Genomic DNA, 21,380 nt, shown 5'->3' on the forward strand with positions numbered 1-21,380 from the left:
GAACATAGAATGACACAGTAGTTGAATTATAAGGTCACGCCCTGCTTAAAGATAGCCATGTCGTGAAAGCCTGCCTCTTCGGATTTTACCTTTTTGCCGGAAGCTGTCTCAATCACAAAATCAAAGAATTCATTTTTCAGAGTGTCCATATCCGTGCCCTCAACAAGAACACCGCAGTTAAAATCAATCCAGTTATTTTTCTTTGTGCTCAGGGCGGTGTTGGTGGAAATCTTCATGGTCGGTACCGGACAGGCAAACGGAGTGCCGCGGCCTGTGGTAAACAGTACGATGTGGGCACCGGAAGCAGCCAGTGCTGTGGAGGCCACTAAGTCGTTGCCGGGAGCACTTAAGAGATTTAAGCCCTTGGTATGTACCGGTTCCCCGTATTTTAATACATCTGCCACCGGAGCACTGCCGGATTTCTGGACGCAGCCCAGGGATTTGTCTTCCAGGGTGGAGATCCCACCTTTTTTTGTTGCCTGGAGATGGATTTTCGTAAATGGTCTGGTTATGGCTTGTAAAGTAGTTCTTGAAATCATTGATCAGATCCACGGTTTTTTTCAAAGGTTTCTTTATTCTGGCAGCGGTTCATAAGAAGAGTTTCCGCGCCGAACATCTCCGGAACTTCTGTCAGAATGGTGGTTCCGCCTTTGGAAACCAGCATATCGGAAAATGCCCCTACCGCCGGATTGGCTGTGATTCCGGATAAACCGTCGGAACCGCCGCATTTCATACCGATGATGAGTTCGCTGCAGCTTACAGGCTGTCTTTGGAACGTACCTGCGTATTCAGACAGCTCTTCGATAAGCTCCATGGCATCAGCCATCTCATCCTCAGACTCCTGGGTTACCAGGAACTTGACCCTGTTCTCATCGTAATCACCGATATAAGGTTTTAGCTCGGAAATGTTGCTGTTTTCACAGCCCAGCCCCAGAACCAGAACGCCGCCGGCGTTGGGATGGTTGATCAAATCAGCCAGAATGGTTCTTGTATATTCCTGATCATCACCCATCTGGGAACAGCCGTAGGGATGGGGAAAAGCGGCAACTTCGTCAATGGTACCGCCTATGTATTTCTTTGCCATGCGCTCCAGTGCAGTGGCTATGTTATTGACACAGCCAACCGTGGGAATGATCCAGATTTCATTGCGAACCCCCACTTTTCCGTCCGGCCTGCGGTAACCGTGAAAGAAGCGTTCTGCTGTTGAGGCAATCGCCGTTTCCTGTTTCTCATATGTATAAGTCAGTAAGTCCCCCAAACCTGTTTTTAAATTATGCGTGTGAATCCAGGCCCCTGTCTTAATATTTTCCTTTGCCATGCCAATGGCACAGCCGTATTTGATGACGGATGAGCCGGCAGGTATATCGGTGAGGGCGAATTTATGGCCCTGTGGGATATCTTCCAGAAGTGTGATGAGTTTTCCGTCAATCTCTGCGGCAGTGCCGGAAGAAAGCGGCTTTAATGCAACTGCAACATTATCTCCGGAATTAATTTTGATAAAATCCTGCATAAGCTTCCTTTCCTTTCTTGGTACCAGTTTCCGTTGGTATATGTAATGTAAGTACTTACATAAAACATACACTATTTTAGCGCAGACGTCAATAGGGAAAGAAAAAAAAGAGATTTTTCTATTTATTTTAGGGAATAAATTAAGAAATAAAACTGATTTTTATATAGATAAAATCAGTAATAACAGTTGCGTTACGGAAAATTATCCTGTATAATGGAGCAAGAAAAGTGTAAGCGCTTACGCTTGCTTTGTGTGTGGAAATTTTGATGAATAAAAGGGACTACTAGAATGAACATTTATGACATTGCAGAACTTGCAGGAGTTTCCATCGCTACCGTATCTCGGGTGGTGAACGACAGCCCCCGTGTGAGTGAGAAAACAAAACAAAAGGTCAGGACGGTTATGGAAGAGAACGGCTATACCCCCAATGTATTTGCCAGGGGTCTGGGGCTTGATTCCATGAAGACCATTGGGATTTTATGTCCGGATGTATCAGATGCCTATATGGCTACAGCGGTAGCCCATTTGGAAAGCCGTATGCACGAGCATGGCTACGACTGCATATTGTGCTGCAGCGGGTTTGAACAGTCCGTAAAGGAAAAGTATGTCAGCCTTCTTCTTGCAAAGCGGATCGACGCCCTCATTATGGTTGGCTCAACCTATGCAGGGATGGGGGAAGCGGATAAAAATACACAGTATGTCCGCAATGCAGCAAAACAGGTTCCAGTGTTTTTGATTAACGGATATTTGGAAGGGGAGAATATTTACTGCGCTTATGGAGATGATTATCAGGCAACCTATGATGTGACCAGCCAGATGATTGAGACAGGGCGGCGGAGAATCCTGTTTCTCTGTGACTCCCACTCTTACAGCGCGAATCAGAAGCTGGCGGGTTACGAATCCGCTTTAAAAGCCAGCGGGCTTCCGGTGCTGGGAGATTTAAAGCTTTATGTAAAGAACCGGATCCATACGGTAAGGGATATCCTTTTAGAGCGCCGTGATTTAAGATTTGACAGCGTGGTTGCCACAGATGACGGTCTTGCCGTAGGCGCGATCAAGTATGCCAATGCAAAGCTTTTAAAGATTCCGGAAGATTTGTGCATCACCGGATTTAATAATTCTGCACTGTCGATCTGCAGCGATCCTGAGCTTTCTTCCATTGACAACAGGGTCGAGGAATTATGCAATATTTCCATTGACAATATGATGAAAATTCTTCTGGGAGAAGAAACGGAAGTAAACAGGAACAACCGGGTGACCTGCCGGCTGATCAAGCGGTGCACCACTGATTTTTGACCTATTGTCATTTCCTTTCCGGTATGCTAAAATATATTGTCAGTAAATAATGGAAATATCCAAGGAGCATGGGCGATAATGAGGAAATACCCTGTGGGTATCCCTTTACACCCGGTAAATCGGGTTGGCCCTGCCCGAAGAATATGAGCAATAATGAGGAAAGTGCGGTGGCAGGAACGATGGAGCATGATGGAGACAATGTGGTGCTTTGCGGCGCCAATTCCTATGAGCAGAAATATTATTTTAACCAGCAGTTTGTGGGCCTTCCGGAAAGCATTAAGCAGGAGCTTCAGATCATGTGCGTGCTTTATACCGAAGATGTGGGAGGAATCCTTGTCATGGAATACGATGAGGATGGCACCCTGGAATTTAAGGTAACGGCAGAGGAAGGAGATTATCTGTTTGATGAGATCGGTAGCGTGCTGAAGATCAAACAGTACCGGAAAGAGAAAAGGGAACTTCTGGAAGCTTTGGAAATGTATTTCCGGGTGTTTTATCTGGGAGAAGAATTGGAAGGCGGAGAAAAGGATACGTGAAGCTTAGAATTGGAAATTTGACGTTAGACAATAACCTCATACTGGCACCGATGGCAGGAGTTACGGACCTGCCATTTCGTTTTCTTTGCAGGGAACAGGGCTGCGGTATGGCAGTAACGGAAATGGTCAGCGCCAAGGCAATTTTATATAAGAACAGAAATACAAATGAGCTGCTTAAGGTGGCCGAAGGAGAAGGCCCTGTAAGCCTCCAGCTTTTTGGCTCTGATCCGGAGATCATGGCGGATATTGCGGCCCAGGTGGAAGAGGGACCTATGCATTCATTGACGTGAACATGGGCTGCCCCATGCCCAAGATCGTAAATAACGGGGAAGGGTCGGCGCTTATGAAGGATATGAAGCTTGCAGAGCGCATCCTGACTGCATGGTAAAGGCAGTGAAAAAGCCTGTGACCGTAAAGTTCAGAAAAGGCTTTGCAGAAGAGGACTGCAATGCCCCGGAGTTTGCCAAAATGGCGGAAAGCTGCGGAGTGGCAGCAGTGGCTGTTCACGGCAGGACCAGGGAGCAGTATTATTCAGGAACAGCTGACTGGGATATTATAAGGAAGGTAAAGGAAGCTGTCGCAATTCCGGTCATTGGAAACGGCGATGTATTTAAGCCGGAGGATGCAAAGGCCCTTATGGAGGAAACCGGCTGTGACGGGGTGATGATTGCCCGGGGAGCCAAGGGAAATCCCTGGATCTTTAAAAGAACCCTTCACTATCTGGAAACAGGAGAACTGCTTCCAGGGCCCACCAGGGAGGAGATTTCCAGGATGATCATCCGCCACGGTGCCCTGGAGATGGAGCATAAAGGGGAAGTAGTGGCCATGCGTGAGATGCGTGGGCATATGGCATGGTATACGGCCGGACTTCCTCATTCCGCAAAGCTTAGAAATGATATCAACCAGGTGGGAACCATGGATGAATTAAGGCGTTTTGCGGAAGAAAGGATCGGAAATTCCCGGTCAGAGAAATAGAATCAGGAATAGTTACATTCTTGACATTTTTAGATGTTTACGCTATAATATTTGGAATGCGAATGAGCGAGTATGAAACCAGGAGGAATCAAAAACCATGGTAGACAAGAAAAATATTTTAACCTACGAAGGTCTTAAAAAAATACGAGGATGAGCTTCAGAATTTAAAGGTAGTAAAAAGGAAAGAGGTCGCCCAGAAAATCAAGGAAGCCAGAGAACAAGGCGACTTGTCCGAGAACGCTGAATATGATGCCGCAAAGGATGAACAAAGAGACATTGAGCTGCGTATTGAAGAGCTGGAAAAGCTCCTTAAAAATGCAGAGGTAGTGGTTGAGGATGAGATTGATTTAGATAAGATTAACATTGGCTGCAAGGTAAAAGTCTACGATGTTGATGAGGATGAAGAGATGGAATTCAAAATCGTGGGTTCCACAGAGGCAAACAGCCTTCAGAATAAAATTTCCAACGAATCTCCGGTAGGTCATGCGCTGATCGGCAGAAAAGTGGGAGATGTGGTAGACGTAGAGACACAGTCCGGTGTGATCCAGTATAAAGTTCTGGAGATCCAGAGAGTATCTTAGAAAAATAGCGGTTCGATGAGCCAGCCGGCGAATCGAACTTCCTTAACATAGTTCACAAAGGAGTGCAAACAGTTGGCAGAACAGCAGAATCAAAACCAGAATCAGGTGAAAGAAGAGGACTTAAATCATTTGCTGAAGGTCCGCCGGGAAAAGCTGGCAGAGCTTCAGGAAGCAGGAAAAGACCCGTTTAAAGTTACAAAGTACGATGTTAACGTACACAGCGGTGAAATCAAGGAACATTATGAAGCATGGGAAGGAAAGGAAGTATCCATTGCAGGACGCCTTATGTCAAAGCGCGTGATGGGGAAAGCTTCCTTCTGTAATGTACAGGACTTAAAGGGCAATATTCAGTCCTATGTGGCCAGAGACAGTATCGGAGAAGAGGAATACAAGGAATTCAAGAAGCTGGATATCGGTGATATCGTAGGCATTAAGGGAATTGCGTTTACAACAAAAACGGGAGAAATTTCCATCCATGCTGAGAGCGTTCACTTACTTACCAAGAGCCTTCAGATCCTTCCGGAGAAGTTCCACGGCCTGACCAATACGGACATTCGATACAGACAGAGATATGTGGATCTGATCATGAACCCTGAGGTAAGGGATACCTTTGTAAAGCGTTCCCAGATCATCAAGGCCATCCGTGACCACCTGGATGCCCAGGGCTTCATGGAGGTGGAGACGCCAATGCTGGTTGCCAATGCAGGCGGTGCAGCGGCAAGACCATTTGAAACTCATTATAACGCTCTTGACGAGGATGTAAAGCTGCGTATTTCTCTTGAGCTTTACTTAAAGAGGCTGATCGTAGGCGGTTTGGAACGAGTTTATGAAATCGGACGCGTTTTCAGAAATGAGGGCGTGGATACCCGTCATAACCCGGAATTTACCTTGATGGAATTATATCAGGCTTATACCGATTACCACGGCATGATGGACCTGGTGGAGAATTTATTCCGGTCTGTTGCCCTTAAGGTTCTTGGAACAGCTGTTGTAAACTATGATGGTGTGGAAATTGACTTATCAAAGCCATTTGAACGCATTACCATGGTAGACGCTTTAAAGAAATATAAGGACATTGATTTTACTACCATTCATACGGACGAAGAGGCTAAGGCTCTGGCAGACCAGTACCATGTGGAGTATGAGGCACGCCATAAGAAGGGCGATATTTTGAGCCTGCTTTTTGAGGAATTTGTAGAAGAGCATTTGGTTCAGCCTACCTTTATTATGGACCATCCGGTAGAGATATCTCCTCTTACCAAGAAAAAGCCTGATGATCCGGAGTATACGGAGCGCTTTGAGCTGTTCATTACGAAGCGTGAGATGGCAAATGCTTACTCTGAATTAAATGATCCTCTGGATCAGATTGAGCGCTTTAAGGCTCAGGAGGCACTTCTTGCGGCGGGAGATGATGAAGCCAATTCTATGGATGATGATTTTGTAAATGCACTTATGATCGGTATGCCTCCGACTGGCGGTATTGGAATTGGTATTGACAGGTTTGTTATGCTGCTTACGGATTCTTATGCGATCAGGGATGTGTTGTTGTTCCCGACGATGAAGAGCAAAGACGTTTAAAATAGTTTACATCCCTTGACCTTACAGGGTTCTTTTAACTTGGTAAACAGTAAAAATGATGTTTTGACACCAATAACACAAGAGCTTTGGTAAGATAAAAACGTAAACTTAATATAATTTGGACATCTAAATAAGTCCATATGCTTGTATAAAAAATATGAGTATGTGGGCTTATTTTAGTGCCTTAAATTACAAACGTAAACAATCACCTCTAGCTGCACATGGCTATATGGACATTCTGGTGCTTCACATGGGGTATATATAGGCACAAGTTCAAATGGCAATTTTATACGGGATAATAAATTACAGGAGGATAAGAATGAATAAGAAAACACATGAACGTGGCTTTACTATTTAGAGAGCTACAGAGCAAATTTGCAAAAGGGAGGACAATGCGAAATAGCTGATATGTCCTGTTTTTTTATTATGGATGTGGTATGATTAATTAAAATGTTTTATGGGGGTAAATTATGTCACTTATGGATAATCCGAAGACAAAGTTGGTAGCCAGAATTTTGGTGAAGCATGTATCTGAGAATAAAGATAATTTAATTATTACATATGGAGAGGTGTCTAGATTAACCGATAATGCTATCTTTCATCGTAATTTAAGAAGTCACTTGTATGCTATTGCAGATGTTTGTAAAGAACTTGCTTTACCATATTTGACCGCCATTGTATGTAAAAAAGGCTCTACATTTCTGGGAGATGGTTTTTTTGATAACTATTTTCCTGGACTTAATGACCAAGAAAAGCATGATGTTTTTGTAAAGTGTTTAAATGAAATCAGGGAATGCAATGATTGGAACAAATTAATTAAATATATGGAATAAAATCAAGGGGGAATAGAGTATGGCTATATTAATGATTTTGTGTATTATCATTCTGATTGCAATTATTATCAACATTGTTTTAACAATGCAAAAATCAATATCTGTAGATACTGAAAAAATCAAGAGAGAATTATTAAGTGAGTTTGCCAATCAGCAAACAGTGTTAATTGGCTCTATGAAAAGTGAAATTTTGAATGAAATACGTTCTTCTAGGGCAGAGATGGGCGCAACAGTACAAAATACGATGAAGAGTTTCGCGGATTCCTTTACAGCTGTTCAAAGTCAGACTACCGATAGACAGGATATCAGGCTAAAAGAACTGACCGATAGTATTTCAAAGAATCAGAACGTAATGAAAATAGATATTGTTGAAAAGTTATCGTTGCTTCAGGTTAGTCAGTCAGAGAGCATTACAGCGCTTCAGAATAGTGTGAAAGAGACAACTTCAATGCTTTCAGCTGCACAGAATAAGCAGTTTGAGATGCAGGACAAACGATTGAGTGAAATATCTCGAATGTTAAAGGAGGCGCAGACAAGCTTAGAAACTTCTGTATCTGAGAGACTGAAATCGGTAGATGAGCAATTTAAAACTTTTACAGTACAAAATAAAGAGTCCATAGACAGTATCAGAAATACTGTACAGGAACGATTGGAATCTTTACGTAACGATAATAATCAGCAGCTTGAAAAAATGAGAGCAACAGTAGATGAAAAGCTGCAAAAGACCCTGGATGATCGAATTACACAATCATTTAAAATGGTTAATGATCGACTTCAGGAGGTATATACGGGACTTGGTGAAATGAAAACGCTTGCTACCGGTGTTGGTGATCTGAAAAAGGTTTTATCCAATGTTAAGACAAGGGGGATTGTCGGTGAATATCAATTGGGGGCTATTATTGAAGAAATACTGACAAAAGAACAATATGAGGAGAACGTAGTCACAAAGAAAGGCTCGATGAATCGTGTTGAATATGCAATTAAGCTACCAGGTGGAGAAGATGGCGTCTGTGTATATCTACCGATTGATGCCAAATTCCCAGGTGATACATATAGTCAATTAGTTGATGCCTATGAGTCAGGAGATAATGATGCTATTATGTCTGCGCAAGCTGCTCTTGAGACAAGAATTAAAGGCTGCGCGAAAGATATTCACGATAAATATATAGATCCGCCATATACAACTGATTTTGCAATTATGTTCTTACCATTTGAAGGTTTGTATGCTGAGGTGGTACGTAAGGGGCTTATAGATACGTTGCAGAGGCAGTATCGTGTAAACATAGCGGGACCGACAACCTTTGCAGCATTATTAAATAGCTTACAAATGGGATTTAAAACTCTTGCTATTCAGAAACGCTCTAGCGAAGTTTGGAATGTACTAGGTGCTGTTAAAACAGAATTTACTAGGTTTGAAACTGTTCTTTCCGCAGCTCAGAAGCGTATAGAGCAAACAGGAGAAGAGCTGGACAAACTTATTGGTGTCAGAACAAGAAAAATAAATAGTAAGCTCAGAGAGGTATCTGAACTTCCTTCAGTTGAATCGGAAAAATTATTAGATAGTGCTCTAGAATTAGAAGAATAAAATAGTATTAAGGAAAACCTTGAATTTATATGGCATGTTGGATAGAAATATCTGATATGCCTATTTTTCTTTTGTAGACGTGGTATGATTTTATAAGTGCTATAGTTTGATTTTTCTGATGAAACACAGGGGGTATAATAGACGGAAGTATAAAGAGTTGAAACAGGATATAGATGAGGAATATAAATATCTTTCTAAATCATTGAATGAATGCATGGCTGATATATCTGTAGTACACAATTGTTATAAAGCAGGAGTAATGGAAGCCGGTGCAAAGGGATTCGCTTCACGATCATATAGTAAAGTTGATCAAAGTTTGTTTAACTCCGTCGCTGACGCACTATACTATTTATCAAAGTCTGATCTTGAATAATATACTAAATAGGACAGAAAAAAAGGAGAGATTATCATGGCATTAATACATAATGAAACATTTGATATTATCGCTGGAACCAATATAGAAGATGGCGAAGGTGCTGAAAATGAATATTTTGAGGTTGACGATCTCATCGCAATGCCCATTGCTTTACTAAATAAAAAAGGATATCGGACAATAGCTTGTTGTAGTGGACATCCGTTTGATAATATTTCAGAAATTATATGTAATAACGCTGATGATTGCAAGAATTTACCTTATTTAGTTAAAGAAGGCCCTAAAACCGGTGGCTATCAATTTGTTCAGCGATTTGACGATAACAGTTTTTATATATTCTTTGATAATGATTATTTTGTGAATTGTGATCTGACGGGAAATTTTTACTTCGATGATTTTAATTGTATCCGACATGAATATAATACTAAAAATTATAGTTTTGATAAAATATATGAGATTGTTGATAACATGAAATCTCTTTATCAATGGGTCGAAAAACTACCTGATCTATTGCAACCGTAGTCCCGCTGACAAATTCCGCGATTTTCGCATTCAAATAGTAGAGTATATTATCGTTTGCCGTCAGTAGCCTGCTTGATGGTCAGCATATTAAGAGTGATTGCTATTTCAGAATTGAAAACATAGGTCAGTGTGTTGTAATGATATTGCTTTCCTATTTTTTTCAATAGAGTATTTTGCAATAAAGTAGTACAGAGAAAAAGCCTCACTTCAAATGCAAAAAGCACAGTGTGTTTTCCAGGGTGTGGTATACCTGATACCCGTCTGTCACGCAGATCCCCTGATAGCCTTTGAGGAATTCTCTCGGATGGCTGGCATTACGGGTCTTTTGGTGCTCATACAGGACAATGGGAGGTGAGTCATATAGTTTTCCCGTCCGATAGACCCACATATAACTCTTAGAGCCTGCCTTTCTTCCGTCTTTGTTGACCAGGACGGGTGTCTCATCTGCCTGAATGACCGGGCAGCTGCACATTTCCTTATGCATACGGTCCCAAAGCAGAGACAGATAGCGTTCTGCACACCGAATGGTCCAGTTTGCCATGCTCTGCCGGGACAGATGGATCTCATTGCGGGCAAACTCCTGCTCTAACCGGTACAATGGAATTCACATATTTCGAGTTTATAATGGCAGCTTCTAAAGATGGAGTCACAATGCTGCTGCGCAGAAGATCATAGGGGCGTTTTGCCTTTACCATGGTCTCAATGCCCTTTAAGTATTCCTCACGCTTTCCTTTCTGTTTTCGGCGTTTATAGGTGCAGCGAATGATTGCATCCGGCTCCATTGAATTTCCAACAGCTGATCCGGTGGGAAGCTGGGCAAAGACCGGAGATCTGGCAAGCCTGGATATCGGTAGCCCATTGCTGAATACGGTATTCTTCAGCAATCATACTAGTTGTAGATTTCATTTGGTTCCTCCTGACCGGTACAAAAAGTTCAGGACTCAACTTTTTATACCAAGTAATAATAATTGAGTTCATTATCTCAAAATTATCAGGAAGAGTATAGGTTCTCGCTATTTAACGTTTACGTATAGACTGCAGCCTGGAGAACTTATAGATAAATTGAATACCTATCAAGATTTTGAATTTGCTTTCATTATAAGCGGATGTTATAATCCCTAAATGTTCTTATTACATTCCGAAGGAGAATTTAATTTTGTTTGATTTCTCTTATTTTCTCGAAGTATTTCCCAAAATTGTTTCAAAGCTGCAGGTGACTCTGACTCTGACCCTTACGGCTGCTGTTTTTTCTCTGATCATCGGTGTTATTATTGCGGTTATTGGTTATTACAAAATCAAGTTTTTTTACCCTGTTACCCGCTTATATTTATCCGTTTTGCGGGGGACCCCTTTAGTTGCACAATTGTATTTCTTTTATTATGGTCTGGCCCGCATCAGTGAAATCGTGCTGAACATGAAGCCCATGACGGCTGTAGCCTGGTTTTAAGCCTTAATACGGGCGCGTTTATGTCCGAAAGCATTCGCGGCGCCCTGTTTTCTGTTGATCCGGGGCAAAAGGAAGCGGCTGCTATGCTGGGAATGTCAGAACCCCAGACAATTGTGCGGATTGTTCTGCCTCAGGCTTTCCGTGCGGCGCTGCCGGCCCTGTTCAACGACCTGATTAATTTGTTAAAAGCCACCTCCCTGGCGTTTATGCTGGGAATAAGGGATATTATGGGGCAGGCGAAAAGCGAGGGCGCCCAGTCTTTCCGATATTTTGAAATTTATCTGGCAGTTATGCTGATCTATTGGATTTTGGTTCTGGCGCTTACTCAGGTACATAAGGTTCTGGATGTGAAATGTTCTAAAATGTATTAAATTTATTAATTTTAATATGAAAGATATAGGGAGGAAATTCAAATGAAAAAAATTTATACCATTATTGCTGGCTGTGACAACAGTACTGCTGACAGGCTGCGGCAGCGCGTCTGACACGGCGGCAGCAAAAGAAACGGTAAGTGAAGAAACGGTAAGTGAAGAGACGGCAAGTGAAGCAGCGGGCAAGGGGCAGTCCCGTAAAGTTGTTATTGCGACCGGCGGAACAGGAGAGCCCTACAGCCTGCTAAGCGGTGACGGCAAGACCTGGACAGGGATTGATGCGGAAATGTGGAGTGAAATTGCCAAACGGACCGGTTGGGAAATTGAAACGAAACAGGTGGAGTTTTCTTCCCTGTTCGGCGAATTGGATACCGGACGGGTGGATGTGGCTGCAAACTGTTTTGCTGTCACAGAAGCCAGGATGGAAAAATACATTACTTCCAATCCTTACTATGGAGATGCCCAGTGCATTATTGTTAATGAAGATAAGTCCGATATCAATGCTTTTGAGCAGCTGAAGGGCGTCACCATCGGCGTCACTCAGGGCCAGGCGTCCCAGGTGGCTGTTGAGAAGATGGCTGAATCCTATGACTGGGATGTAGTGGTTTATGAAACAAGCGATACCGGATTCCAGGACCTTAATTTAAAAAGAATTGATGCAATGGCAACTACAGACAGCCTTGTATATAAGTATGAGAATTCACAGAATATGAAGTTCCATATTCTTGATACACGTCTGCTGTCTAATAACGTTGCTTACTTTTTCCAGAAAAACGATGAGGGCCAGGCTCTTTGCGGCGAGGTCAATAAGGTCCTTGATGAAATGATGAAGGACGGAACAACTTCTAAAATCATCACCAAATGGATGTATTCTGATATGACCGGACTGATTCGTGAATAGACGGCCGGGTGAGGTGCTTTAAGTGATTGAAATACGACATTTATCAAAATCCTTTGATGGGCAGACCGCCATTTTAAAAGACATTAATCTAAATGTGAAAAAAAGGCGAGGTAGTTGCAATTCTGGGTCCTTCCGGAACCGGGAAATCCACTCTGCTTCGATGTATGAATTATTTGACAAAGCCTACGGAAGGGATTATAAGAATCGGTTCCGCAGAAATCGATGCCCAAAAGCACACAAAAAAAGGATATATTGGAGCTGCGGAAGCACTCCTCCATGGTTTTCCAGAGCTATAATCTTTTTAAAAATAAAACAGCAAAACAGAATGTTATGGAAGCCCTGCTTACCGTATCAAAAAAAGGATAAGGAGGAGGCCCGGATAATAGCCCTCTCCTTACTGGAAAAGGTGGGCATGATGGACCGGCAGGATTTTTTTCCGTCCAAGCTTTCCGGCGGACAGCAGCAGCGCGTGGGTATTGCCCGGGCACTGGCGGTCAATCCGGATGTTCTTTTATTTGACGAGCCCACCTCCGCTCTGGATCCGGAGCTGGTGGGAGAGGTTTTAAATACCATTCAGACAGTTGCACAGGAAGGGACGACAATGCTTCTTGTCACCCATGAAATTCAGTTTGCGCGCCAGGTTGCCACCCGTATTCTGTTTATGAACGATGGTACAATTGCTGCGGACGGAACCCCGGAGGAGATACTGGATTCCCCAAAGGATGAGAGAGTCCGGCGGTTTTTAAGTTATAAAAAGCAGTTTTAAGAAAAGGGTTATCCGCGGGTGGGAGAAGTTTTTCTGTTTGCGGATGGAAGAAGCTTTACTGGGAGAGGAAATGTATTGGTGTATAGAAGGGAGATAAACAATGATTGAGATGAAAACAGAATTACCCCAGGTATTTGACAGCTTTGCAGAAGCAAGAAAAAACGGATTCCTTGCCATCAAAAAGATCAAGGATTCGGGGAAAGGAGTGGTAGGCCAGTTCTGCACTTATACTCCGCTTGAAATTTTTATGGCAGCAGGCCTGGTAAGCGTAAGCCTGTGCTCAACCAGTGATGAGACAATTCCTGATGCGGAAAAGGTATTGCCCAGTAATTTATGTCCTCTTATAAAATCCAGCTATGGGTTTGCGATTACGGACAAATGTCCATATATGTATTTTGCCGATCTGGTGGTGGGGGAAACAACCTGTGACGGTAAGATAAAAATGTATGAATTGCTTGCTCAGAAGAAAAACGTCCATGTTCTGGAGCTACCCCACCGGCAGGATACGCCTGAGGCCAAGGCCCTGTGGCGGGCGGAGCTGGTGAGGTTAAAGTTCCGTGTGGAAAAGGATTTCGGTGTTACCATTACCGATGATATGCTCAGGGAAGCCATACATAAACGTAATATTGAACGCAGGCTTTTAAAAGAACTGTACGAGCTCAGCACATTATGCCCTCCGCCTATGAGCGGTTTGCGGCAGCTTCAGATTCTCTTTGGCGCACAGTATAAATTTGACTGGCAGGAGAAAGTGGATGAAATCCAAAATGCAATTGACGGCATAAAAGAAGCCTACTATGCCGGAGAGCATCTCATATCAGAGGAGGCCCCGCGCATTCTGATTACCGGATGCCCCATGGGGGGAGTGACAGAAAAGGTTGTAAAGGCAATTGAGGACGCCGGAGCCGTTGTGGTTGCTTTTGAAAACTGCACAGGTGCAAAGCAGATGGACCGTCAGTGTAAGGAAGAGGGGGATCCCATTACAAATATTGCAGACCACTATTTGCAGATCGGATGCTCGGTTATGACCCCAAATCCCAACCGATTTGAACTTTTAGACCGGTTATGCAAGCAGTTTAAAGTAGACGGAGTAGTGGAAATGACCTTGCAGGCCTGCCATACCTATGCGGTAGAGGCATATACGGTAAAGACATTCCTGAAAGAGAGAAATATTCCTTACCTTCAGCTGGAAACTGATTACGGCACCGCTGATATCGGACAGCTTTCCACCCGGGCAGGTGCTTTTGTGGAGATGTTATAGGAAATGGATAAGATAGCAGTAGGAATTGACTGCGGCTCAGCCGCCTGTAAGGGAGTTCTTCTCCGGAATCAATCCGTTGCGGCCATGTGTGTAAGGCCCACAGGCTGGAGTCCCAAAGAAACTGCCCGGGAGGTTCTTGAGGATTTGTTAAAGCAGACGGGTGCTGCCCGGGAGGAAGTCTCTGTTGTGGCCACAGGATATGGCAGAGTTGGAATTGATTTTGCCGATAAGGCGGTAACTGAAATCACCTGCCATGGGTTAGGTGCGGAATATCTTTACCATGGCGTGCACACGGTTATTGATATTGGGGGACAGGACTCAAAGGTAATGTCAGTAGAAAACGGTAAAGTGGTGTCCTTTCAAATGAATGACAAGTGCGCCGCAGGCACAGGAAGATTTTTAGAAATGTCTGCCCACAGGCTGGGAATTGATTTATCGGATTTTCCCAGCCTGCTGAAACCAGGCAAGTGCTGTTCCCTCAGCAGCATGTGCGCCGTGTTTGCCGATTCTGAAATCGTATCCCTGCTGGCAGCCGGAAAAAGCCGTGAAGAAATTGCCGGCGGAATCGTCCAATCCATGGTGGCCAGAGTGATGGCATTGGCTGCACGCATAGAGATTGAGCCGCCTGTGTTTTTAACCGGAGGGCTGGCTGACTTGGACGGGTTAAAGAGCGCCCTTGAACAGCAGATAAAGCATCCGGTGGAAGCCTCGCCTTTATCCCGCTTTGCCGGTGCAATCGGCGCCGCCTTAAAGGGCTGAGGAGGCCCGGTATATACTTAGAAAGATTATGGGAATTGATTTTCCGATTACCCTCAGTAAAAATATCTTTTTTTGAAATAGCATCTGCTTTGGACGGTGGGATGCTATTTCTTTTTGTTGTTATGATTGTCTATGTAAGGCAGAGCCGCAAAAACCACGAGTAATAAGGTTAAAACTTCATCTGTACTCATAAGGGCGTTACCCTCTCTTTCGTAATACTAGAACCTGGAAAACATATGCTGTCTAGCAGCCATTGTTTTTCAGTGGAAAGTCCAATCGTGTAAGGCTCAGCGCCAATGGTAACAGATGTAGCTGCATTCAAACGTTTTTCCCTGTTCAATTCCGCTAAAAGTGCGGAAATAACGTTATTTTTTTCATCTGCGATGTCAGGGGCGGCCAATACTTATGGACCGGATCAGGTACTCGGCCAGAATGAGCAGACAGCATGGATCCCGGAATACGTATTCACCGAATTACTATGATCCTTCTTATACAGGATACTTAGATATGATTGTATTTGACCATCCAGTTATGACATCTTCCATTAAAATCACAATACAGGATGGATATGAATCATCAGATTACAGAGGCCTTTCTATTGGAAAGGTTTCAAAGAAATGTGAGGATACATGTTTGTCAGGGGTATTCCCATTCTAGGGATAAATTAAAGTGGCTTTTGGAGAGATGCCCGATTCTTAGTTTCATAGATTTTATACATCACAGATCAAATTTCAGATTATCAATTTCATCAATGTACTCTTTTATATTTATATTATTCAGTTCAATAAATAAATTTAATAATTCCTGTGGTAATTTTTTTATATTGTTCTGTATGCCTATATCTATATCCTAAAACAAGTGTTAAATATAAGTATTTAGCAGTCGTTAAATGCTGTTGCGAAATGTTGTGCATGACAAAATATGTCCAATCAGGTAGATGTTGTGCATCTTTTTTTGGACAAAACAATGGCTTTAATGGCGGCATCTCTAACATCAGAAGATAGTGGAAAGACTTCTTCGATATTTGGAAGCTCAATAATCTGTTTAACATAATTGTAATAATCATTGCAATGTTCTTTTTTTACAGTAAACGTATACATTGGCTGATATTTCATTAATCTTCCTAAATTATCATATGTAAGGAACTGTAACAGAAAAAGTAATTGCCAAAAATTTTTATCAAGTTTTCCCAACATGTAAATATTATTTCTTAAAAATAGTAATAAACCGTTTGAAGCATCATCAAAATAATTGTACATGTTCGAATCATTATTTTTCCATTCATCGCAAATAGAAATATAATCAATGATCTTATCAGGAGATTCCCAGGGGAATGGTTCCCAGAAATCATTATAGTATTCTGAATAGTCATTATAATGTGGCTCCCATTCATCAATATCAGTAGGATAGATATATTCGCTTATTAATGTATTAGTTCGAAGAAGAGGTCTAATACTTTCTATGTCTTCAAGAGATTTTTCTGTAAGTATACGTGTTCCGACTTCAAGTTCATAAGGTTTAAGATGTTTATTTTCGAGTTTAGAAATTGCTAAACAAAAAGTAAGATATGAATTTACTTTACAATATTCACGAAAAGATAAACTATTACGTTGAATTCTTGCATCTGTGGAATAATAGTTCCCCACATTATCTTGCAATACTTCGCCATTTAAAATCAAGTCAATAAGTGCTTCTATAAAAAGGACAGTTGGGTTACGCTTTGAATTTAACATTTTATCAAAATTAGGGCGTATATCCTGTTCGTCAGTACTCTCATTTATGTAATATATTCTACAATATGTCTCAAAGAGTTCAGTTTTGCTAATGTTAAATGCATTCATTAGTTTTAAGGCATCACTGCTGGTAAAAAAATCCATTATTTCTTTTGTTTTCTCGCTTTGCTAATAAAGCTTTTTCCAGATAAACATACTTATTCAAAGAATCAGTTATGGGCGATTTGGGAAGTAATAATTTTAATATTCCCTTTTTTCATCAAACAACGCATATCTCCTTTTTGTCAAAGGTCATATATTTTACTCATTTTTTACGGAAAATATATGACCTTTGAGAAATTTCTAATTAGGGCATATCATGTAATTGAGCTCAGACAAAATAGTGTTTATAAACATAATAACAGAAAAAGGAGAAAAAGAAAATGGAATTAATATTTGCAGAAAAAGAACTCTTGCAGAAAGTATTTATCGAACGGTTTCTGCGCAATTGGGTATTTTGAGGCAGATGTTCTGGAACATCAGAATATAATATGCTAACCAACAAATGGTTAGCTTTAAGGCATATGGCTAGTAAGTTAAGTATTGAATTCCCTGTTTATATTGCAGTACGATTTTAAGAAACTATAAATACTTTGTTGCAGAGTAATACTACACTCACAATACCATGGAGGTAAATTATATGAAAATTACAAATATTACTTTAACAACCAAACAGGTTTGCGATGCAGGGGAAGGAACAGCGCTTGCCGTTGGAGTAGCTTCCGGCTATGAACAAGCAGATGGAAAGAGAATAAATAACCTTACGCATATAAAGGTCGAAACTATCATGAATAAGAATCATTATGAAAAAGTAACTATAAAGGTTGTTGAAGCTAAAAATGCATTAGCTAAGGAGCAGATTGCACAGCAGGAAAGTTTAATAAAGATAGAGTTTAAAACATTACTGGTAAACTTTATCGTACCAATAGCGGTGAGTATGCTCAGACATGCGGTGTTGATGGTATGGCGGTAATTGCATGATGTGGGGTATTGAATGGTTACTTTCTATCTTAACTTATCCTGTGAATTGGTTCTGATTGGTGGTTCTTTCATATGGATTATGGCCTGGTTATTTACATAACATATCAATATTGCAGTTTTTGCAGGATTAATTATGTGGCTCTATTTCTATATTAAGTTGGAAGTGGACAAGAAGGCAGTATTAGAGAGTATGAAAGGATACTGCAGACTGCTATTTCCAAAAAAATACAAGCAGGAGAATTTCCAATTTTAGGTACAGAGCGCTTTTTTTGATGCTTATGGTAATATGTATGATGCTGTATCTATTGACATTATCGAGGATATAGATATTATCATCTAACCTGTTATCTATTCTGGGATAGGTATTAATAAAATGCGGCAGTTATCAGACAATGAGGATTATAAGTTTGTAATTGGGATCGTAAGTAAAAGGTCAATTAAAAAAGATTATATGATGATATATCGAAAACCAATATTCTATATAAAGTTTAGTTGGAAACATAAGCCTGGATATGATAAAATATTTATTATATCCAGGGCCCTTTTTATAATTAATTAGATAAACTAATGTAGTATTATCCATTTAAATGTAAGAATCACACTGGCAGCTGATGATTTTAATTACAGAGCACTGGCAGCCGCATGGGGAGGTGCAGCTACTGGCAATTCTCTGAGGTTTCGTGCTAACATGATTGAACATCAACGATGAAGTTTTAGATTAAGGAAGGAAAAATCTATCTATGGACAATCAGGAAATCATTGATAAATTAACGAAGGTATGTATCTGTAAAGGCGTTTCCAGACAAACAATAAAAAAGGCAATTTCAGAAGGTGCAGACACCGTTGAGAAAGTATGGAGTATGACGAATACTGGCAATGGCAGCTGTAAAGGAAAACGGTGCGGAGAAAAAAATTCAGCAGATTCTGGATAATTGGAAAGAAGAGAAATAGCAGAAATAACAAAAATAATAGAAATAGCAGAAATAATAGATGGTAAGGGGAGTTTCATATCAGTCTATTAGCCGGTTAATAAGGAAGAGGAAAATATAAAATTATAGGGTAAGAATAAATTACCGAGATTATTTACCGCATTTACTCTATACCCTCTTCCAAGTGCCTCCATCTTATCAACTAATTGGACGATGGACGATTATGTGGAACATTACTTTAATAATTTGTTTAAAAGGCTGTTGCAAAGCTGATCTGCAACGGCCTTTTTCTAAAAGTAAAGGAAAGCAGAAAAGAAAGGTTATACAATATACAAGCAGACTTTAAGAAATCGTCAAAAGAAATCATACCAGCCCGGCAGTAAATATGATCCAAGCTCCATAGATAAAAATATTAGCTCTTATGATGTACTTACAATATGCATATACAGAAGGACATATTAGGGGGGCTTATCATATGAATACGGATTATATAGAATCAGAAGAATACTGGAACATCCGCACACCGGAGGAAATAGAAAAGCTGATGGCTGATTACGGTATTACAAAGGATACCACTGTAATCTGCTATGGAGCGGACGGAGTAAATTCTGCGGACGACAGAGTCGCATTTATTCTGCTCTGGGCAGGGGGAGAAAATGTAAAATACTTAGATGGCGGATTTGAAGCCTGGGCAAAGGCCGGATACGGCACGGAAAAAGGCAGCAATAAGCCGGAAGCAGCAGAAAAGGGATTTGGAACAACAGTTCCAGCTCATCTGGAATATATTATTTCCATTGATGATGTGAAAGAAAAGCTTGAAAATGACAGCAGCTTTAAATTAGTGAGCATCAAAAGCCAAGCGTAGTTTACGGGTGAGACCAGCGGTTACGGATATATCAATAAGGCAGGGGAATGATTCCATCATTGCTTTTCCCGTTCTCTATTGCAGTTGATATCCATGCCATGATGATAAGAGGAGATTTGCAAAAACGGGGGTTCTTTTGACTATCTTCTTTATGCATAAAACTCCCATATAAATAAAGATATTTTTACTAAAACATATTGACAAAAAAAGAAAACACAGTATATAATTACTATACAATATCAATAGTTTTGTACTGACTACTTAAACGTTTCAGTGAAAATCGGGGAGGTGTTTTTATGCAAGATTGCTATATGCCCACGGGGAATGAATTTGTCAGCCTGCCGACATTGGACCAGACCACAGCGTCCATAGAAAGTTTTACGGTGCTGCATATGGGCTACAAAGGGATGCTGGCTTTTTGGGGTGGTGAAAGCGAACCTCTCATACGGCCCTTTGTGCGGGCGGAGGAAGGGGATCTGCTCTGTGATTTAAAATGGAAGCGGGAATGTGACTGGATTCCCAGATTTGAATCTGAAAAGGACGGCGTTTGCACAGAGGGCATTTTCCTGGCTCCCATAGGTCAGAAGGCCTTTGCCATACGGTTGACCGTCGCGAATCATTCCGGCAAAGATAGGGAGATTTCCTGCGGTCTCAGCGGGGCCTGGGGAAAAGTGACTCACAGCGTCAACGAGGATAAGACGGTTACGGGACAGAGAAAAGTATATCACTCCGGCTGGAATGAAGGCCCGGTCTTTGATTTGTCCATTGGAATGCCGGTTATGGCATTTGCGCCCATGGCGGCTTTGCCTGTTAAATGGGAATTTGAACAGGGAGAGGAAATACGCTATAAGGGAACCCATGATTGCCGGTTAAAATCCGGAGAATCAGTGGTGTTTGACATTTTCTGGGGCATTGGCTTTGAAGAGGTGTCCGCGGCCACGGCGGCAAAAGAACTTTTGCGGCAGAACTTTGATGCGGTTTACGAGGAAACTCTGTGCTGGCTGCGGGAGCGTCAGAAAACCGTGGGCATACCGGATGTGGATTCCCTGTTAAACAGGAACTTGTTTTTCAACTTCTTTTATGCCACGGGCATGACCATGGATACGGAGGAAGTGGTCATGGTCACCTCCAGAAGCCCCAGGTATTACGTCAGCGCAGCCTATTGGGACAGGGACAGCCTGCTGTGGAGTTTTCCTTCTATTCTTAAGGCGGACCCCCAGTATGCAAAGGAACTTCTGGATTACGTATTTACCCGTCAGATCAAACAAATCGGCATTCACAGCCGCTACATAGACGGGACAGTGTTGGAACCGGGCTTTGAACTGGATGAGTTGTGCGCTCCCTTAATGGCCCTTAGCCGTTACGTAAATGCTACGGGAGAGGTTTCCATTTTGAAAGAAAGCCATATTGAGAGAGGAGTAAAGAAAATCCTTTCGATTTTAAAGACCAAGCGAAGCGAGGCCCTTCATCTGTATGAAACCTTTTTACAGCCAACGGACGACATGCGGTTTATCCCTATGGCACATATGACAATGTTCTGAC

General features: G+C 41.8%; 19 protein-coding genes and 4 pseudogenes. 19 read left to right on the forward strand and 4 right to left on the reverse strand.

The genetic code is table 11. From position 1 onward, the window contains the following. Positions 1–26 precede the first annotated feature (26 nt). Positions 27–1,510, reverse strand: a pseudogene (locus JCM10519_RS03515) (altronate dehydratase family protein). A 288-nt stretch (positions 1,511–1,798) separates the two neighbouring features. Between JCM10519_RS03515 and JCM10519_RS03520 the strand changes: the two are divergent. From JCM10519_RS03520 to JCM10519_RS03560, 8 genes and pseudogenes are all read left to right on the forward strand, one after another. Next, complete coding sequence (locus tag JCM10519_RS03520) at positions 1,799–2,806, forward strand: LacI family DNA-binding transcriptional regulator (protein WP_054737964.1); 1,008 nt, start codon at positions 1,799–1,801, stop codon at positions 2,804–2,806. 179 nt (positions 2,807–2,985) lie between these two features. After that, positions 2,986–3,342 carry a DUF6145 family protein gene (locus tag JCM10519_RS03525; RefSeq protein WP_054738188.1) on the forward strand — a complete coding sequence of 119 codons (357 nt, stop codon included), beginning with the start codon at positions 2,986–2,988 and terminating at the stop codon, positions 3,340–3,342. Beyond that, positions 3,339–4,317: pseudogene (gene dusB / locus JCM10519_RS03530) on the forward strand (tRNA dihydrouridine synthase DusB). The gene JCM10519_RS03525 and the pseudogene dusB overlap by 4 nt, the downstream one beginning before the upstream one ends. A 97-nt stretch (positions 4,318–4,414) precedes the next feature. Then, positions 4,415–4,898: pseudogene (gene greA / locus JCM10519_RS03535) on the forward strand (transcription elongation factor GreA). A gap of 72 nt (positions 4,899–4,970) precedes the next feature. Further along, a complete protein-coding gene (lysS, locus tag JCM10519_RS03540; protein ID WP_054737965.1) occupies positions 4,971–6,476 on the forward strand; it encodes a lysine--tRNA ligase in 1,506 nt (501 codons plus the stop codon). 470 nt (positions 6,477–6,946) lie between these two features. Next, positions 6,947–7,309, forward strand: a complete 363-nt coding sequence (locus JCM10519_RS03545) for a hypothetical protein (protein ID WP_054737966.1) — start codon at positions 6,947–6,949, stop codon at positions 7,307–7,309. Between the two features lie 19 nt (positions 7,310–7,328). After that, the gene (rmuC, locus tag JCM10519_RS03550) at positions 7,329–8,894 is read left to right on the forward strand and encodes a DNA recombination protein RmuC (protein ID WP_347843022.1); all 1,566 of its coding nucleotides are present in this window, start codon (positions 7,329–7,331) and stop codon (positions 8,892–8,894) included. Between the two features lie 409 nt (positions 8,895–9,303). Next, positions 9,304–9,789 (forward strand): hypothetical protein, encoded by a 486-nt coding sequence (locus JCM10519_RS03560; RefSeq protein WP_054737968.1) that lies wholly within the window; start codon positions 9,304–9,306, stop codon positions 9,787–9,789. A gap of 202 nt (positions 9,790–9,991) precedes the next feature. Here JCM10519_RS03560 and JCM10519_RS03565 read toward each other — a convergent pair whose 3' ends face one another. Together JCM10519_RS03565 and JCM10519_RS03570 are read right to left on the reverse strand one after the other, a co-directional pair. Further along, positions 9,992–10,387, reverse strand: a complete 396-nt coding sequence (locus tag JCM10519_RS03565) for a transposase (protein ID WP_054737969.1) — start codon at positions 10,385–10,387, stop codon at positions 9,992–9,994. After that, complete coding sequence (locus JCM10519_RS03570) at positions 10,353–10,673, reverse strand: hypothetical protein (RefSeq protein ID WP_054737970.1); 321 nt, start codon at positions 10,671–10,673, stop codon at positions 10,353–10,355. Before JCM10519_RS03570 ends, JCM10519_RS03565 begins: the two co-directional genes overlap by 35 nt. Before the next feature lie 272 nt (positions 10,674–10,945). On the opposite strand from JCM10519_RS03570, the gene JCM10519_RS25995 reads away from it, so the two are divergent. The 7 genes and pseudogenes from JCM10519_RS25995 to JCM10519_RS03600 all read left to right on the forward strand — a co-directional run bounded on the left by JCM10519_RS25995 (position 10,946) and on the right by JCM10519_RS03600 (position 15,948). Then, positions 10,946–11,236: an ABC transporter permease subunit gene (locus tag JCM10519_RS25995; protein WP_347843023.1), complete on the forward strand. Its 291-nt coding sequence runs from the start codon at positions 10,946–10,948 to the stop codon at positions 11,234–11,236. 20 nt (positions 11,237–11,256) lie between these two features. Beyond that, a complete protein-coding gene (locus JCM10519_RS26000) occupies positions 11,257–11,607 on the forward strand; it encodes an ABC transporter permease subunit (protein WP_347843024.1) in 351 nt (116 codons plus the stop codon). Between the two features lie 73 nt (positions 11,608–11,680). Beyond that, positions 11,681–12,508, forward strand: coding sequence for a transporter substrate-binding domain-containing protein (locus tag JCM10519_RS03580; protein ID WP_347843025.1), 828 nt, complete (start codon positions 11,681–11,683; stop codon positions 12,506–12,508). Positions 12,509–12,530: 22 nt separating this feature from the next. Then, positions 12,531–13,274 (forward strand): annotated as a pseudogene (locus JCM10519_RS03585) (amino acid ABC transporter ATP-binding protein). 100 nt (positions 13,275–13,374) lie between these two features. Continuing rightward, a complete protein-coding gene (locus tag JCM10519_RS03590) occupies positions 13,375–14,532 on the forward strand; it encodes a double-cubane-cluster-containing anaerobic reductase (protein WP_054737971.1) in 1,158 nt (385 codons plus the stop codon). Between the two features lie 3 nt (positions 14,533–14,535). Then, positions 14,536–15,291 carry an acyl-CoA dehydratase activase gene (locus tag JCM10519_RS03595; protein ID WP_054737972.1) on the forward strand — a complete coding sequence of 252 codons (756 nt, stop codon included), beginning with the start codon at positions 14,536–14,538 and terminating at the stop codon, positions 15,289–15,291. A gap of 405 nt (positions 15,292–15,696) precedes the next feature. Next, positions 15,697–15,948 (forward strand): hypothetical protein, encoded by a 252-nt coding sequence (locus JCM10519_RS03600; RefSeq protein ID WP_054737973.1) that lies wholly within the window; start codon positions 15,697–15,699, stop codon positions 15,946–15,948. Between the two features lie 272 nt (positions 15,949–16,220). Here the strand turns inward: JCM10519_RS03600 and JCM10519_RS03605 are convergent, their stop codons facing one another. Beyond that, a complete protein-coding gene (locus JCM10519_RS03605; protein WP_054737974.1) occupies positions 16,221–17,168 on the reverse strand; it encodes a hypothetical protein in 948 nt (315 codons plus the stop codon). A 535-nt stretch (positions 17,169–17,703) separates the two neighbouring features. Here JCM10519_RS03605 and JCM10519_RS03610 point away from each other — a divergent pair. From JCM10519_RS03610 to JCM10519_RS03625, 4 genes are all read left to right on the forward strand, one after another. Continuing rightward, positions 17,704–18,036 carry a hypothetical protein gene (locus JCM10519_RS03610; RefSeq protein WP_054737975.1) on the forward strand — a complete coding sequence of 111 codons (333 nt, stop codon included), beginning with the start codon at positions 17,704–17,706 and terminating at the stop codon, positions 18,034–18,036. 748 nt (positions 18,037–18,784) lie between these two features. Beyond that, positions 18,785–18,976 (forward strand): (2Fe-2S)-binding protein, encoded by a 192-nt coding sequence (locus JCM10519_RS03615; protein ID WP_054737976.1) that lies wholly within the window; start codon positions 18,785–18,787, stop codon positions 18,974–18,976. 421 nt (positions 18,977–19,397) lie between these two features. Beyond that, the gene (locus tag JCM10519_RS03620) at positions 19,398–19,838 is read left to right on the forward strand and encodes a rhodanese-like domain-containing protein (RefSeq protein WP_347843209.1); all 441 of its coding nucleotides are present in this window, start codon (positions 19,398–19,400) and stop codon (positions 19,836–19,838) included. A gap of 296 nt (positions 19,839–20,134) precedes the next feature. After that, entirely contained in the window at positions 20,135–21,379 is a 1,245-nt protein-coding gene (locus JCM10519_RS03625) for a hypothetical protein (protein WP_347843026.1), read from the forward strand. The last annotated feature ends 1 nt before the right edge of the window (position 21,380 follow it).

The sequence above is a fragment of the Clostridium sp. NkU-1 genome, from assembly GCA_001312405.1.